Origin of the sequence: Streptococcus mitis, from assembly GCF_001579045.1 — a bacterium.
Lineage (GTDB): Bacteria > Bacillota > Bacilli > Lactobacillales > Streptococcaceae > Streptococcus > Streptococcus mitis_D.
Window position 1 is genome coordinate 368,344 of record NZ_KQ970261.1, and the last position, 14,560, is coordinate 382,903.

The window sequence follows — 14,560 nt, forward strand, 5'->3', positions numbered from 1 at the left end:
TCTCTATTTATTTCAACAATTATTTTGCTTCCATGACTACTGGTAAAATAGCTGGACGACGCTTAGTTTGATCAAAGAGATACTTGGTCAGATTATCACGAACCTTCCCTTTGAGATCTGCCCAGTCAAAGTCATCTCCTTGAAGATAGTCTTCTACCGTTTGGTTAATCAATTCTGAACTTTCACGGAGAATATCGCGACTCTTCTTGAGATAAACAAATCCACGCGTGTGCACACGAGCCTTGGCCACAATTTTCTTCTCACGACGGTTAACGGTGATTGCAACGATGAAAATGCCATCCTCTGACAAGACCTTACGGTCACGAAGGACTACATTACCAACATCACCGATGGCATTTCCGTCAATCAAGACATCCCCTGCCGAAACCGCTCCAGCTGGAACAAAGTCCCCATTCTCATAAGCCATGCTGGTTCCCTTTTTAGGGATGAAAATGCGTTCTGGCAACATCCCAACTGCCATAGCAGCCTTAGCATGGGCATCCAACTCACGGTATTCACCTTGAATCGGGAAGAGATACTTAGGTTGCAAGAGATTGATCATCAACTGCAAATCACGCGCATTTCCGTGCCCTGATACATGTAAACTTTGGGTAATCAATTTGACAACCCCTCCTGCCTGATAAATCATATTTTCCACACGCGCAACGAAGGCTTCTTTAGCAATAGACGGAGCCGTAGCAATATAGACCAGGTCCCCATCCTTGATTTCTACATAACGATGGCGACCAATCGACATCTTACGAAGTCCATTGATAGGTTCACCCATACGACCTGTCTCAAGAATAATCAACTCATGGTCTTCAAAGCGAGACATATCTTTCGGCTTAATCAAGAGAATTTCGTTGGCTAAAGACAACTTCTTGAGACGAATCGCTGTGCGGACGATATTTTCAATATCAAATCCTGTCAAGACGATACGTCGACCTGTTTTATCCGCAGCGTCAAAAATCTGCTGGATACGAGAAAGGTTACTGGAAACAGCTGCAACGATGATACGACCTTCCCAGTCAGCAATGGTTTGGGTAATTTCATCTCTAACTTCACTTTCACTAGCCACCTGAATATTGCTGTCCGCATTGGCCGAATCACTGAGGAGAGCCAGGACGCCGTCACGACCGATTTCTGCCAAACGAGCGAAGTCTGTCGCATAGGATTCACTAGCTGTCTGGTCAAATTTGAAGTCACCTGTATAAACGATGCTCCCTTCAGCTGTCTTCAAGACAATTCCCAGGCTCTCTGGAACGGAGTAAGTCGTAGGGAAGAAGGAAACCACTGTCCCACCAAAATCAATCTCCGTATCTTCATCAATAACATGAAAATCATTAAATTTCTTGACTGCGTCATTTCCTTTGACAAAGAGTTTTGCCAACTCAATGGTCAACTCAGAGCCAAATACAGGTACCTTGGCTTCAGCCAAGAGATAAGGCAGAGCACCAATAGCATCTGCATGTCCGTGAGTTAAAAATACCCCAGCAATTCGATCTTTATTTTCAAAAAGGTAGTCCATCTTTGGAATCACCACATCGACCCCTAATTGTTCATTTTCGGGATATTTTAACCCTGCATTCAAAACAAAAATGGACTCTCCAATTTCAGCAATGTACATATTTTTCCCATTTTCACGTACACCACCAAGTGTTGTTAAACTAATATTACTCATTTTTCCTCCAAAATCTTAGTTTATCTTGATTATAGGGTTGCTTACCCTCTTATTCTAAAAGCACTATTACTTTTATACTCTTCGAAAATCAGATTCAAACCACGTCAGCTTCGACTTGGATTATATATATGTGACTGACTTCGTCAGTCTTATCTACAACCTCAAAGCAGTGCTTTGAGCAACCTGCGGCTAGCTTCCTAGTTTGCTCTCTGATTTTCATTGAGTATTAGCCGAATCTTTTCCTACCATTATACCATTTTTTTGATGATTTTCAAAATGAAGATTTGTTTTCAAAAAAGAGCTGGTTGCCCAACTCTTTTCTATCTGCTATTCTTTTTTCATTAAAAAGTCATAAATTTCTTGCACAGTACCCAGCGCCATCATTTCTTGGTCTTTGACAGTCTGCTTGAGATTTTGGTAAATTTGACTTTCTCCTATCTCCCGCTTTGGCGCCTCTTTATTGACTGTCATGACCCCATCTTTGATCGTCACAAAGCCTAGTTCTTCAAATACTTGAATCATCTTGACCAGCAAGATTCGTTGGATATTGAGATAAGCCGCCAAATCCTTCAGCTTGTAGCGAATATCAAACTCTGGAAACTGGTAGATGGTTTTGTACAATTTTGCAAACTGCTCTCTAGTCCCATAACCTGTCAGATAGTAGGCCTTGTCAATATCATTTTTGAAATAAACAGCAGAAAAATTCTGTTCCTGAAAAATGGTCTTCAGCAGAGTAATATCCTCAGGAATGGTTTTTACGACAACAGCTTCACTAGTCGCTAAATCTGGCACTTCTCCAGCAAAATCCAAGACTGGAACCCCTTCTGGCAAGACTGCATTCTTCCCACGGATGTTAAAGAGTTGAACACCCTCCACACGCGCATCCACCATCATCAACTGGAGGGCAGTTTGACCATTCCATTGGTTGACAGACAATTTGACTGCCAGCTCTAGATTCTTGGTTTGAGCAAATTCTGTTGCCCATCTACCTTGTCCAAAGGCTACCACTTCAAAACTCGCCTCACCTTTGGAAATTTTCAACTTGAGATGAGCATTGCCTGCCCCCATAGTACGGGCACTTTCGACCTGAAAATTCTTGATATAAAAGACAGGTTTCTGATTGTCCATTCCAAAAGGTGCCAAGCGCTCAAAGTTCTTGACTGTTTCAAGACTCAAAGTCTCCAAATCCAACTCTTCATCTAGGTTTAACTTATTCTTGCCACCAGCATCTGCGCCTTTTTCACGGACATAATCTTCCAAAACCTGAGATAAATCTGAAAGTTTCTCAACTTCCAGCGTCATTCCTGCAGCGCCAGCATGACCTCCAAAGGCGATGAAGAGGTCTCGATGAGGATCCAGAGCCTCAAAAATATCGACCGCTTCCACACTACGAGCACTGCCCTTAGCACGACCGTCTTCTATATTAAGAACAATAACTGTCTGTCCCAATTCTTCCAACAAACGACCAGCCACGATTCCTAGAACCCCAGGATTCCAGCCTTCCTTGGCCAAGACTTGGACCTTCTTCTCAGGGTCCACCATGGTCTTAGCTTCTTCATAGATAGACTGGACGATTTCCTTGCGCTCTTCGTTTTTCTGATGAATCATAAGGGCAATCTCGTGAGCTTCCTCGTCGTCAAATCCAGTCAACAAATCAATAGCGGGATTAGGATCATCTAGACGTCCCAAGGCATTCAAACGAGGGGCAATCTGGAAACCAACTGTCTCTTCTGTCACTTCGTTGGCGGCAATCCCAGCCATATCCATCATTTCTTGTAGACCAATGCGCTGAGTGTGCCCCAACATTTCTAGACCATACTGAACTAAAATACGGTTTTCATCCGTCAGACTCACCATATCCGCAATAGTTCCGATAGCGACCAAATCAAGCAGTTCCACTTGTACTTCTTCTAAAAGGGCACAAGCCAGCTTGAAAGCAACTCCACAACCAGCCAAATATTTGAAAGGATAGTTCGCATCCGGATGTTCAGGATGGACAATGGCATAGGCATCTGGCAGGGTTTCAGGCATAGAATGGTGGTCAGTCACAATGACATCCACTCCCATAGACTGAGCCAATTCAATAGCCTCGTGACCTGCAACCCCATTATCCACCGTCACAATCAAGGAAATTCCTTCTTGCTCGATAAAATATTTGTAAACACTGGCATTAGGTCCATAACCATCAGTAAAACGATTGGGCAAGTAAACACGGCACTCAGCACCAAGCTGTTCCAAACTTTCCTTCACAATCGAAGCCGAAGTCATACCATCCGCATCGTAGTCTCCATAAACGAGAATATTTTCCCCCTCTTCAATGGCCTGACGAATCCGTTCCACTGCCTTGTCCATATCATGGAGCAGATAAGGGTCATGCAAGTCCTCCAAAGAAGGTTCTAAAAATTTCTTCAGACTTTCTTGGTCCTGAATCCCTCTCTCAAACAATAACCGAGCCACTTCGGGACCCAACCCAGCCTTCTTGGCTATCTTTGTAAAATCCGCATCTTCAACCTGCGGGGCAAACTGCCATTCATAAGTAGGTGTTATCAAAAAGACATCCACTCTTTCTAAGAATTCTATCGCTTCATTATAACATGATTTAGGCTTTTTCTCTATCCAGATTGCTTTTTTATAAAATTTTAGTGAATTTTTTCAGATATGATTTGACAAGACAAATTTTTTGGTGTAGAATCGTGTTATAAAATCTAACACAAAGGAGATTCCTTATGGCTTTAGTAGAATTTGAACACGTCGAAAAATATTACGGGGACTACCACGCGCTCCGCGACATCAATCTCCGTTTTGAAAAAGGGCAAGTCGTTGTCCTACTCGGACCATCTGGTTCTGGAAAATCCACTCTTATCCGCACCATCAATGGTTTGGAAGCTGTCGACAAGGGAAGCCTTCTAGTAAATGGTCGCCAAGTTGCTGGTGCCAGCCAGAAAGATTTGGTACCTCTTCGCAAGGAAGTCGGCATGGTTTTCCAACATTTTAACCTCTATCCGCACAAAACAGTGTTAGAAAACGTAACACTTGCACCTATAAAAGTTCTAGGAATTGAAAAAAAAGAAGCTGAAAAAACAGCCCAAAAATATCTGGAATTTGTAAATATGTGGGACAAGAAAGATTCATATCCAGCCATGCTGTCTGGTGGACAAAAGCAACGGGTTGCCATTGCACGTGGACTCGCTATGCATCCGGAACTCCTCCTCTTCGATGAACCAACATCTGCCCTTGACCCTGAAACCATCGGTGATGTTCTGGCAGTTATGCAAAAATTGGCCCACGATGGTATGAATATGATTGTCGTTACCCATGAAATGGGCTTTGCCCGTGAAGTTGCTGACCGCATCATCTTTATGGCTGACGGAGAAGTTTTGGTGGATACGACAGATGTTGATGACTTTTTCGACAATCCAAGCGAACCTCGTGCTCAACAATTCCTCAGCAAAATCATCAACCACGAAAGTGACAAAGTAAAATAAGGAGGCGTCTATGAAAAAGAAATTCTTTTTATCAGCATTATTGATTAGCCTTTTGGGCCTTACTGCTACAAAACCAGTTCAGGCTGACACCAGTGTCGCAGACATTCAAAAGAGAGGCGAGCTAGTTGTCGGTGTGAAACAAGACGTTCCCAATTTTGGTTATAAGAATCCCAAGACAGGGACCTTTTCTGGTATCGAAACGGACTTGGCCAAAATGGTAGCAGATGAGCTCAAGGTCAAAGTTCGCTATGTGCCTGTTACCGCGCAAACTCGTGGACCTCTCCTAGACAATGAACAGGTCGATATGGATATCGCGACCTTTACCATCACAGACGAACGCAAAAAACTCTACAACTTTACCAGCCCTTACTACACAGATGCTTCTGGCTTTTTGGTCAATAAATCTGCCAAAATCAAAAAGATTGAGGACCTAAACGGCAAAACCATCGGAGTCGCCCAAGGTTCCATCACCCAACGCCTGATTACTGAACTGGGTAAAAAGAAAGGTCTGAAGTTTAAATTCGTCGAACTTGGTTCCTACCCAGAATTGATTACGTCCCTACACGCTCATCGTATCGATGCCTTTTCCGTTGACCGCTCGATTCTATCTGGCTATATCAGTAAACGAACAGAACTACTAGATGATAGTTTCAAGCCATCTGACTACGGTATTGTTACCAAGAAATCAAATACCGAGCTTAACGACTATCTTGATAACTTGGTCACTAAATGGAGCAAGGATGGTAGTTTGCAGAAACTTTATGACCGTTACAAGCTCAAACCATCTAGCCATTCCGCAGAATAAGGAGGACACCCCATGACAGATTTATCATCTTGGACTGCCTATTTTCAGGATTTTGGACAATTTTTCAATGGTTTCCTCTTCACCCTTGCCCTAGCAATCGGATCCTTTATCCTAGCCATGGTTTTGGGCATCTTCTTCGGAGCCATGTCAACCAGCAAACGTCCGATTTTGCGCATTTTATCTCGCATCTTTGTTGAATTTTACCAAAACACTCCCCTCTTGGTGCAGTTTGTCATCGTTTTTTATGGCCTACCTCTTATCAGTGACCATATCATCATGATTCCAATTTATTGGACAGCTGTACTCTGCGTGGGACTCTATCACGGCGCCTATATCGCTGAGGTTATTCGCTCAGGGATTCAGTCTATTCCTAGCGGTCAAATGGAGGCAGCCTTGTCACAAGGGTTTACCTATATCAGTGCCATGCGCTTGATTATCTTGCCTCAGGCCTTTCGTATCATTCTCCCTCCTTTGACCAACCAAATCGTCAACCTCATCAAGAACACCTCAACAGTCGCTATCATCTCTGGAGTAGATTTGATGTTTGTGACCAAGTCTTGGTCAGCCCTCAACGGAAACTACATTCCAGCATTTTTAGGCGCTGCTCTACTATACTTTTCTCTTTGCTTTCCTGTTGCCCAGTTTGGTCGCAAGATGGAGCAAGCCAACAAAAAAGCCTATTCACTTTAGGAGGTTACTATGGAATCCATTTTAGAAGTTTTGACCCCAGATAACCTAGTCTTTATCTTTAAAGGATTTGGCTTGACCCTCTACATTTCTCTGATTGCCATCGTCCTCTCTACCCTTATCGGTACGGTACTAGCTGTCATGAGAAATGGGAAAAATCCTGTCTTACGCATTATCTCCAGCATTTATATCGAGTTTGTGCGTAACGTTCCCAATCTCCTCTGGATTTTCACTATCTTTTTAGTTTTTAAGATGAAGTCCACTCCAGCAGGAATCACTGCCTTCACTCTCTTTACCTCAGCAGCTCTAGCTGAGATTATTCGAGGCGGTCTCAATGCCGTAGACAAGGGACAGTACGAAGCAGGAATGTCACAAGGATTTACTTCAGCCCAAATCCTCTACCACATCATTCTCCCACAAGCCATTCGCAAAATGTTGCCAGCCATCATTTCTCAGTTTGTAACCGTGATTAAGGATACCAGCCTCCTCTACTCTGTTATCGCCCTACAAGAACTCTTTGGAGCTAGCCAAATTCTCATGGGCCGTTATTTCGAACCAGAGCAGGTCTTCAGTCTTTATATCCTGATTGCCCTCATCTACTTCAGCTTTAACCTAGCAATTTCTAGCCTGTCACATATGCTAGCCAAACGTTGGCAACAAGCTGCAGAATAATACTCTTCGAAAATCAAATTCAAACCACGTCAGCTTCACCTTGCCGTACTCAAGTACAGCCTGCGGCTAGCTTCCTAGTTTGCTCTTTGATTTTCATTGAGTATAAACAGCCACTCTCCAGTTAAATTGGAGAGTCTTTCTACGCAATCTCAAAAAAACACTGCCAGATTCCTCTAGCAGTGTTTTGAGTTTCATTTGCTTAGTAAATTGTTCTTTCAGTTTCTACATCGAAGAAGTGTGCTTTGTTCAAGTCAAATCCAAGTTCAACTGTTGCACCTGTTTGCAAGTAGTCACGAGCATCAACTTTAGCAACAAATTCATCTTTACCAACTTGGCAGTAAAGGTGAGATTCTGAACCAAGCAATTCTGATACAGAGATAGTCGCTTTTACAACACAGTCTGGGAATGTTTCAAGGAAAGCAGGTTCTGCATTCACGTCTTCTGGACGGATACCGAAGATCAATTCTTTACCTTCGTAGCCTTTTTCACGAAGAACTTTCAATGCTCCTTCTGGCACTTTCAAACGGAAACCGTCAGAAACAATTTCGCTACCAACCAATTTCACATTGATGAAGTTCATAGCTGGGCTTCCGATGAATCCTGCAACAAATTTATTAACTGGGTTTTTGTAAACTTCTTGAGGAGTACCGATTTGTTCAACACGTCCGATAGTACCTGTACCAGCAGGGTTCTTAGTTGCTGACATAATAACGATACGGTCCGCAAGTGTCATCGCTTCTGTTTGGTCGTGAGTTACGTAGATAGTTGTAGCTCCGATACGACGGTGGATTTTTGCGATTTCAGCACGCATTGATACACGAAGTTTGGCATCCAAGTTTGACAAAGGTTCGTCCATCAAGAATACTTTTGCATCACGGACGATGGCACGACCCATGGCAACACGTTGACGTTGACCACCTGAAAGGTCAGCTGGTTTACGATCCAAGAATTCTTTCAAACCAAGGATTGCAGCTGCTTCTTGCACACGTTTGTCGATGTCTTCCTTGCTGTATTTACGCAATTTCAAACCGAAAGCCATGTTGTCATAAACAGTCATGTGTGGGTAAAGAGCGTAGTTTTGGAATACCATGGCGATGTCACGGTCTTTTGGAGCTACGTCGTTGACAACCACGCCATCGATAGATGCAGTACCTTCTGTGATGTCTTCAAGACCAGCAATCATACGAAGAGTTGTTGATTTACCACATCCTGAAGGACCTACGAAAACGATAAATTCTTTGTCTTTGATGTCCAAGTTGAAGTCTTCAACTGAGTAGTGTTCGCTGTTTGGATATTTTTTGTAAATATTTTTAAGATTCAATTCTACCATGAGGTAAACTCCTTTTGTCTTTTGATAGTTTTATTATAGATGAAAACGCTTTACATTTCTATGGCAAGATGACCAAAAAAACAAAAAAGTTCTGTGCAACTTGCACAAAACTTTAGAGAATATCTGGTAAAATCAACTGATAACACAAGGTCAGGTCAGTCAATTCCTTCAACTGAAGCCCTGTCAATTCTTCCCATTTATCAATCTTGTATTGGAGAGAATTGCGGTGCAGATAGAGTTGCTGGGCTGTTTTAGTGAGAACAGCACTATTTTCCCAAAGGGAGAGAATGATTTCCTGAATCTGATCCTGGTCCAAAATCATCTGGTGCAGGCATTCCTTGATTGCCTTCAAGTCCACGAGTCTTTCTCCCATACTCCAAAGATAGAGTTGTGAAAAGGTATGAACACCTTGGTGACCCTGACGCCACCAAGTCTTAAACAAATCGCGCTCCGATTTGATCAAATCGGATAGGGCTTGGTGCCCCGTCTGAGACCAAACCTGTCCTAACATGATAGATAGACGCAATCCAAAGTCATACTCAACCGCTTCAATCGTATCACTTAAAATAGCTCTTACAGAAGTGTATTTGTCTTGTTGAAGCACGAAGACATAATCCTGTACTCCGACTTGAAGCACTGTCTGACAGTTAGGAAATAGGGTCCGCATCATATCTAGCCAAGAAGCTAGATTTTCCTGCTGAAAATAGGAAAGATGGCAATAAACCAACTGAATCTTTTTAAAAGTTTTCGGTGCCTGTCCCTTGCCCTCAACCAGATAGGAATACCAAGGATTGAGCGAACGAGCCTGCTCCCGCTGGGTTAAAAGGGCAACCAACTGCTGTTCACGCTCGCTGAGCCCAGCTTCCTCCAGCAAAATCCACTGCTGAGAAGCTAAAGGGAGGGTGAGATAGCCCTCTTTCTCTACTGGTTGGTCTGAAATCCGAGCTTCAGGAAACCAGTCTTGTAGTTCTTTTGCCCTCATGTTCTAGCCCTCCACTTTTTGGATGCACCAAGAAATTAAGGTTTCGAGGCGCTCCATATTTTCAGTCATATGGAGATAGCCCATGACTGCTTCAAAACCTGTGGACATACGGTAAGTTACCACATCAGCATTTTTAGCCTTAGTGTGACTATTGGTATTACGACCACGTTTATAGATTTCTTCTTCTTTTTCCGTTAGGACTTGCTCCTCTAACATAAGGGAAATCAGGCGAGCCTGAGCCTTGGCTGAGACATACTTGGTCGCTTCTTGGTGGAGTTTATTGGGCTTAGTCATGCCTTTGAGGATGAGGTGACGGCGAATATACATGGAATATACCGCATCCCCTTCAAAGGCTAGAGCAATCCCGTTAATGAGATTGACATCAATCACGTGTCCACCTCACTCCATCCTTGGTGTCAAGGAGCTTAATTCCCTGAGCAGCCAATTGGTCACGAATTTGGTCTGCTGTGGCAAAATCACGATTGGCACGCGCTTCTTGGCGTTTTTGGATCAAGTCTTCAATCTCTGCATCCAAAACTTCCTCAATAAAAACAATTCCAAAGACATCTAACATAGCCGCAAGAGCTTCCTTAACACTTGAATCATAGTTACCTGAGTTAATCCATTTGGCCATTTCAAAGACGACTGTAATACCGTTGGCAGCGTTAAAATCTTCATCCATAGCTGCTACAAACTTATCTTTAAAGGTTTGTAACTCTTGAGCATCTACAGTTCCAGTAAATGGTTGCTCATAAGTGTTTTTCAGATACTTGAGATTGGTCTCAGCGTCTCGCACTGCCTTTTCCGTAAAGTTGATAGGCTTGCGGTAATGCTGAGTCGCAAAGAAGAAACGAAGCACTTGTCCATCGAGGGTTTTAAGGGCATCATGTACAGTAATAAAGTTGCCCAAGGACTTGGACATCTTGACATTGTCGATATTGACAAAGCCATTATGCATCCAATAGTTGGCAAAGATCTTGCCTGTTTTTGCTTCTGACTGGGCAATTTCATTGGTGTGATGCGGAAACTCAAGGTCGGCTCCACCACCGTGAATATCAATGGTATCACCCAAAATCTCTGTTGACATGACCGAACACTCAATATGCCAGCCCGGACGACCAGGTCCCCAAGGACTATCCCAAGAAATCTCGCCTGGTTTGGCAGATTTCCAGAGGGCAAAGTCTACAGGATTTTCCTTACGAGCCGTTTCTTCATCGGTACGACCTGAAGCACCTAGCTCCAAGTCTTCCAAGGTTTTATTAGCCAGCTTAGCATAGTTGTGAGATTTTTCCACACGGAAATAGACATCTCCTTGGCTCTCATAAGCAAAACCTTTTCCAATCAAGTCTTCCACAAAGCGGATGATGTCAGCCATAAATTCCACCACACGCGGATGGCGGGTCGCAGATTTGACGCCCAAGGCCGTCACATCCTCACGAAAGGCAGCGATGTACTTGTCCGCCACCTCCTGAGGCGTGATACCTTCTTCCTTGGCACGGTTGATAATCTTATCATCCACATCCGTAAAATTGGAAATATAGGCAACCTCATAACCACGGTACTCAAAATAGCGACGAATGGTATCAAAAGCCACTGTTGAGCGGGCATTCCCCACGTGGATATAGTTGTACACGGTTGGCCCACAAACATACATCTTGACCTTACCGTCCTCAATCGGGACAAATTCTCGCAAATCACGAGACATGGTGTCATAGATTTTAATCATAAATCATAGTCAGGAAATCCAAAATCCCAGAACTGTTAGTTTCATCACTAAGAGTTCAATTAAATTTCAGTCCGAATATCTCTACACTTCGGAATCCCTTGCTCCTTTCTAAAAAGTAAAAGAAGAATCAAATAAATGCAAGAAAAGGGCTGACAGTCGCCCTTTTGCTTTACGACCTACTCAGTCGAATATCGTCTTTTAAAAAATGTTAATAGATAAAAGAATCATCATAAATTATAACCCAGACGATCTGTGACTGGCATCTTTAGCCTGCTCGAGTTTATTGACGTAGTACTCTCGTTTTTCTTCGACTTCGTGAATGACCGGCTCATCCTTTTTACCATGTACACGGACAATCTTAGCTGGAATACCGACAACCGTCACATCACTTGGTACGTCTGCCACAACAACTGCTGCTGCACCGACCTTAGCATTTTCGCCGATTTCCACTGGTCCGATAACTTGGGCATGGGCTGATATGAGAGCTCCCTTTCGCACGGTCGGATGGCGTTTACCAACATCCTTCCCTGTTCCACCAAGAGTCACTCCATGATAAAGGAGAACACCTTTTTCAACGATTGCTGTTTCCCCAATCACCAAGCCAGAACCGTGGTCGATAAAGACACCTGAATCAATCTGGGCACCTGGATGAATCTCAATCTGAGTCCAAAAGCGCCAAAACTGACTGTGCATACGAGCCAGGAGTTTGAAGCCATGCTTCCAGAGAAAATGCGAAAGACGGTGGGCCGCCAAGGCCTTGACACCTGGATAAGTCAGCAAAACCTCCAAAGTGGTGCGGGCCGCTGGATCATTTTCTTTTACGATATCAATGGTTTCGCGCCACCATCCCATACATTTCTCCTTTTCTTATTCTGAATCTTTTGGTGTTTCTGTAAATTCTTTCTTAGGTTTGTGGTCCTTGTGATGACGTGGGCGGTGAGGACGCTCTGATTTTTCACCTTTTTCATCACGTTCAGGTTTTGGAGGACGAGGAAGAAGAGCCTTCATAGAAGCATCCACACGTCCTTTTTCATCAATCTTGATAACCTTAACATCAACTTCATCCCCGATTGCTACCAAGTCTTCGACATTATTGGTACGCGTCCAAGCCATCTCAGAGATATGAACAAGGGCATCTGTCTTATCAAAGAGGTTAACAAAGGCACCAAATTTCTCGATACGAACGACTTTAGCACGGTAAACTTCATCCACTTTGGCTTCACGAACCAAACCTGCAATGATTTCTTTGGCACGGTTAATAGCATCTTGGTCGCTAGAGTAGATAGACACATTTCCTTCTTCGTCGATATCAATCTTAACGCCTGTTTCAGCGATAATCTTGTCGATGGTTTCTCCACCCTTACCGATGACAATCTTAATCTTGTCCACATCAATCTTAATCGTATCAATTTTCGGAGCAGTTGGAGCCAATTCTGGACGAACTTCTGGAATCGTTGCTTCAATCACATCAAGAATTTCAAAACGGGCTTTCTTGGCTTGGACAAGGGCTTCTGTCAAGATTTCTGCAGTGATTCCTTGAATCTTGATATCCATTTGAAGGGCTGTAATCCCGTCACGAGTACCAGCAACCTTAAAGTCCATATCTCCAAAGTGATCTTCCAAACCTTGGATATCTGTCAAGACTGTGTAGTTATTTCCATCTGAGATGAGACCCATGGCAATCCCTGCTACTGGCGCCTTGATTGGCACACCACCAGCCATAAGGGCAAGCGTTCCCGCACAGATAGAAGCTTGAGATGAAGAACCATTTGATTCTAAAACTTCTGCTACTAGACGGATAGCGTATGGGAATTCTTCCAAGCTTGGCAAGACTTGAGCAAGAGCACGCTCACCAAGGGCACCGTGACCGATTTCACGACGACCTGGCGCACCGTAACGACCTGTTTCCCCTACAGAATATTGAGGGAAGTTATAGTGGTGCATAAAGCGTTTCTTGTACTCTGGATCCAAACCATCAATGATTTGAGTTTCGCCCATCGGAGCCAAGGTCAAGACTGAAAGGGCTTGAGTTTGCCCACGAGTAAAGAGACCTGAACCGTGCACACGAGGAAGGAAGTCAACAACCGCATCCAAAGGACGGATTTCATCAACCTTACGACCGTCAGGACGCACCTTGTCTTCTGTGATCAGACGGCGCACTTCAGCGTGTTCCATTTGTTCCAAGATTTCAGCCACATCACGCATGATGCGGTCAAATTCTTCGTGATCCGCATATTTTTCTTCGTAAACAGCAGTCACTTGGTCTTTGACTGCTTGAGTTGCAGCTTCACGAGCCAATTTTTCTTCTACTTGAACCGCTTTTTGGAGGTCGCTGTTGTAGGCTGCGATGATTTCAGCCTGCAATTCAGCGTCTACGTGAAGTAATTCTACTTCAGCCTTTTCCTTACCGACAGCCGCAACGATTTCTTCTTGGAAGGCAATCAATTCTTTGACAGCTTCGTGCCCTTTCAGAAGGGCTTCCAACATGATTTCTTCTGATAATTCTTTTGCACCAGACTCTACCATGTTGATGGCGTGCTTGGTACCAGCTACTGTCAATTCAAGGAGCGATTGCTCTGCTTGCTCTTGACTTGGATTGATGATGATTTGACCATCTACATAGCCCACTTGCACCCCAGCGATTGGTCCGTCGAATGGAATATCCGAGATAGAAAGTGCCAAGGATGAACCAAACATAGCTGCCATCGGTGCAGAAGCATTTTCATCATAAGAAAGCACGGTGTTAATCACCTGTACTTCATTACGGAAACCTTCCGCAAACATTGGACGGATTGGACGGTCAATCAAACGCGCTGTCAAAGTCGCATCCGTTGAAGGACGTCCTTCACGTTTCATAAAGCCACCCGGAAACTTCCCAGCTGCATACATTTTTTCTTCGTAGTTGACTTGAAGAGGGAAGAAATCCCCAGTTGCCATTTTCTTAGACATAACGGCCGCAGTCAAGACAGTTGACTCACCGTAACGCACGACAACAGAGCCATTTGCTTGCTTAGCAACCTGACCAGTCTCTACAATTAACTCACGACCCGCAAAAGTCGTTTGAAACACTTGTTTTGTCATTTTAATCCCCTTTGGATTGATGAAATTATACGCCTTGCCTACAAAGATCAAGATACTAAGCCGTCAAGCAACTCAAAGGAAAATAGGAAATCTAACGACAGAGCGACTGCT

13 protein-coding genes are annotated in these 14,560 nt (G+C 43.7%); 4 read left to right on the top strand and 9 right to left on the bottom strand.

Translation table 11 applies throughout. The features are described 5' to 3' along the window. Positions 1 to 19: 19 nt before the first annotated feature. The 3 genes from SMIDD28_RS01720 to recJ all read right to left on the bottom strand — a co-directional run bounded on the left by SMIDD28_RS01720 (position 20) and on the right by recJ (position 4,231). Positions 20 to 1,681: a ribonuclease J gene (locus SMIDD28_RS01720; protein WP_000065626.1), complete on the bottom strand. Its 1,662-nt coding sequence runs from the start codon at positions 1,679 to 1,681 to the stop codon at positions 20 to 22. A 94-nt stretch (positions 1,682 to 1,775) separates the two neighbouring features. Then, on the bottom strand, positions 1,776 to 1,901 hold the full coding sequence (locus tag SMIDD28_RS12380; RefSeq protein ID WP_269139737.1) for a hypothetical protein: 126 nt from the start codon (positions 1,899 to 1,901) through the stop codon (positions 1,776 to 1,778). Between the two features lie 107 nt (positions 1,902 to 2,008). After that, positions 2,009 to 4,231: a single-stranded-DNA-specific exonuclease RecJ gene (gene recJ, locus SMIDD28_RS01725; protein ID WP_061424246.1), complete on the bottom strand. Its 2,223-nt coding sequence runs from the start codon at positions 4,229 to 4,231 to the stop codon at positions 2,009 to 2,011. A 176-nt stretch (positions 4,232 to 4,407) separates the two neighbouring features. On the opposite strand from recJ, the gene SMIDD28_RS01730 reads away from it, so the two are divergent. Genes SMIDD28_RS01730 through SMIDD28_RS01745 form a run of 4 tightly spaced genes read left to right on the top strand, consistent with a single transcriptional unit; the run spans position 4,408 to position 7,330 of the window. Then, on the top strand, positions 4,408 to 5,166 hold the full coding sequence (locus tag SMIDD28_RS01730; protein WP_061424247.1) for an amino acid ABC transporter ATP-binding protein: 759 nt from the start codon (positions 4,408 to 4,410) through the stop codon (positions 5,164 to 5,166). A gap of 10 nt (positions 5,167 to 5,176) precedes the next feature. Next, positions 5,177 to 5,971: a transporter substrate-binding domain-containing protein gene (locus tag SMIDD28_RS01735; protein ID WP_081103177.1), complete on the top strand. Its 795-nt coding sequence runs from the start codon at positions 5,177 to 5,179 to the stop codon at positions 5,969 to 5,971. A 12-nt stretch (positions 5,972 to 5,983) separates the two neighbouring features. Continuing rightward, complete coding sequence (locus SMIDD28_RS01740) at positions 5,984 to 6,661, top strand: amino acid ABC transporter permease (protein WP_061424249.1); 678 nt, start codon at positions 5,984 to 5,986, stop codon at positions 6,659 to 6,661. Between the two features lie 9 nt (positions 6,662 to 6,670). Next, complete coding sequence (locus SMIDD28_RS01745) at positions 6,671 to 7,330, top strand: amino acid ABC transporter permease (RefSeq protein WP_000443889.1); 660 nt, start codon at positions 6,671 to 6,673, stop codon at positions 7,328 to 7,330. A 199-nt stretch (positions 7,331 to 7,529) separates the two neighbouring features. On the opposite strand, the gene SMIDD28_RS01750 is transcribed toward SMIDD28_RS01745, so the two are convergent. From SMIDD28_RS01750 to pnp, 6 genes are all read right to left on the bottom strand, one after another. Next, entirely contained in the window at positions 7,530 to 8,660 is a 1,131-nt protein-coding gene (locus SMIDD28_RS01750) for an ABC transporter ATP-binding protein (protein WP_061424251.1), read from the bottom strand. A gap of 112 nt (positions 8,661 to 8,772) precedes the next feature. After that, positions 8,773 to 9,642: a helix-turn-helix domain-containing protein gene (locus SMIDD28_RS01755; RefSeq protein ID WP_061424253.1), complete on the bottom strand. Its 870-nt coding sequence runs from the start codon at positions 9,640 to 9,642 to the stop codon at positions 8,773 to 8,775. Between the two features lie 3 nt (positions 9,643 to 9,645). Continuing rightward, positions 9,646 to 10,032 carry a Mini-ribonuclease 3 gene (locus SMIDD28_RS01760; protein WP_000567929.1) on the bottom strand — a complete coding sequence of 129 codons (387 nt, stop codon included), beginning with the start codon at positions 10,030 to 10,032 and terminating at the stop codon, positions 9,646 to 9,648. Beyond that, positions 10,025 to 11,368, bottom strand: coding sequence for a cysteine--tRNA ligase (gene cysS / locus SMIDD28_RS01765; protein WP_061424255.1), 1,344 nt, complete (start codon positions 11,366 to 11,368; stop codon positions 10,025 to 10,027). The genes SMIDD28_RS01760 and cysS overlap by 8 nt, the downstream gene beginning before the upstream one ends. A gap of 234 nt (positions 11,369 to 11,602) precedes the next feature. After that, entirely contained in the window at positions 11,603 to 12,220 is a 618-nt protein-coding gene (gene cysE / locus SMIDD28_RS01770) for a serine O-acetyltransferase (RefSeq protein ID WP_061424257.1), read from the bottom strand. A 15-nt stretch (positions 12,221 to 12,235) separates the two neighbouring features. Beyond that, positions 12,236 to 14,449 carry a polyribonucleotide nucleotidyltransferase gene (pnp, locus tag SMIDD28_RS01775; RefSeq protein ID WP_061424259.1) on the bottom strand — a complete coding sequence of 738 codons (2,214 nt, stop codon included), beginning with the start codon at positions 14,447 to 14,449 and terminating at the stop codon, positions 12,236 to 12,238. Positions 14,450 to 14,560 lie beyond the last annotated feature (111 nt).

Bases quoted from the DNA above. Each gene is read 5' to 3' on its own strand.
- SMIDD28_RS01740 (WP_061424249.1), top strand. From the start codon at position 5,984: ATGACAGATTTATCATCTTGGACTGCCTATTTTCAGGATTTTGGACAA.
- SMIDD28_RS01730 (WP_061424247.1), top strand. From the start codon at position 4,408: ATGGCTTTAGTAGAATTTGAACACGTCGAAAAATATTACGGGGACTAC.
- SMIDD28_RS12380 (WP_269139737.1), bottom strand. From the start codon at position 1,901: ATGAAAATCAGAGAGCAAACTAGGAAGCTAGCCGCAGGTTGCTCAAAG.
- cysS (WP_061424255.1), bottom strand. From the start codon at position 11,368: ATGATTAAAATCTATGACACCATGTCTCGTGATTTGCGAGAATTTGTC.
- SMIDD28_RS01745 (WP_000443889.1), top strand. From the start codon at position 6,671: ATGGAATCCATTTTAGAAGTTTTGACCCCAGATAACCTAGTCTTTATC.
- pnp (WP_061424259.1), bottom strand. From the start codon at position 14,449: ATGACAAAACAAGTGTTTCAAACGACTTTTGCGGGTCGTGAGTTAATT.
- SMIDD28_RS01755 (WP_061424253.1), bottom strand. From the start codon at position 9,642: ATGAGGGCAAAAGAACTACAAGACTGGTTTCCTGAAGCTCGGATTTCA.
- SMIDD28_RS01720 (WP_000065626.1), bottom strand. From the start codon at position 1,681: ATGAGTAATATTAGTTTAACAACACTTGGTGGTGTACGTGAAAATGGG.
- cysE (WP_061424257.1), bottom strand. From the start codon at position 12,220: ATGGGATGGTGGCGCGAAACCATTGATATCGTAAAAGAAAATGATCCA.
- SMIDD28_RS01735 (WP_081103177.1), top strand. From the start codon at position 5,177: ATGAAAAAGAAATTCTTTTTATCAGCATTATTGATTAGCCTTTTGGGC.
- SMIDD28_RS01750 (WP_061424251.1), bottom strand. From the start codon at position 8,660: ATGGTAGAATTGAATCTTAAAAATATTTACAAAAAATATCCAAACAGC.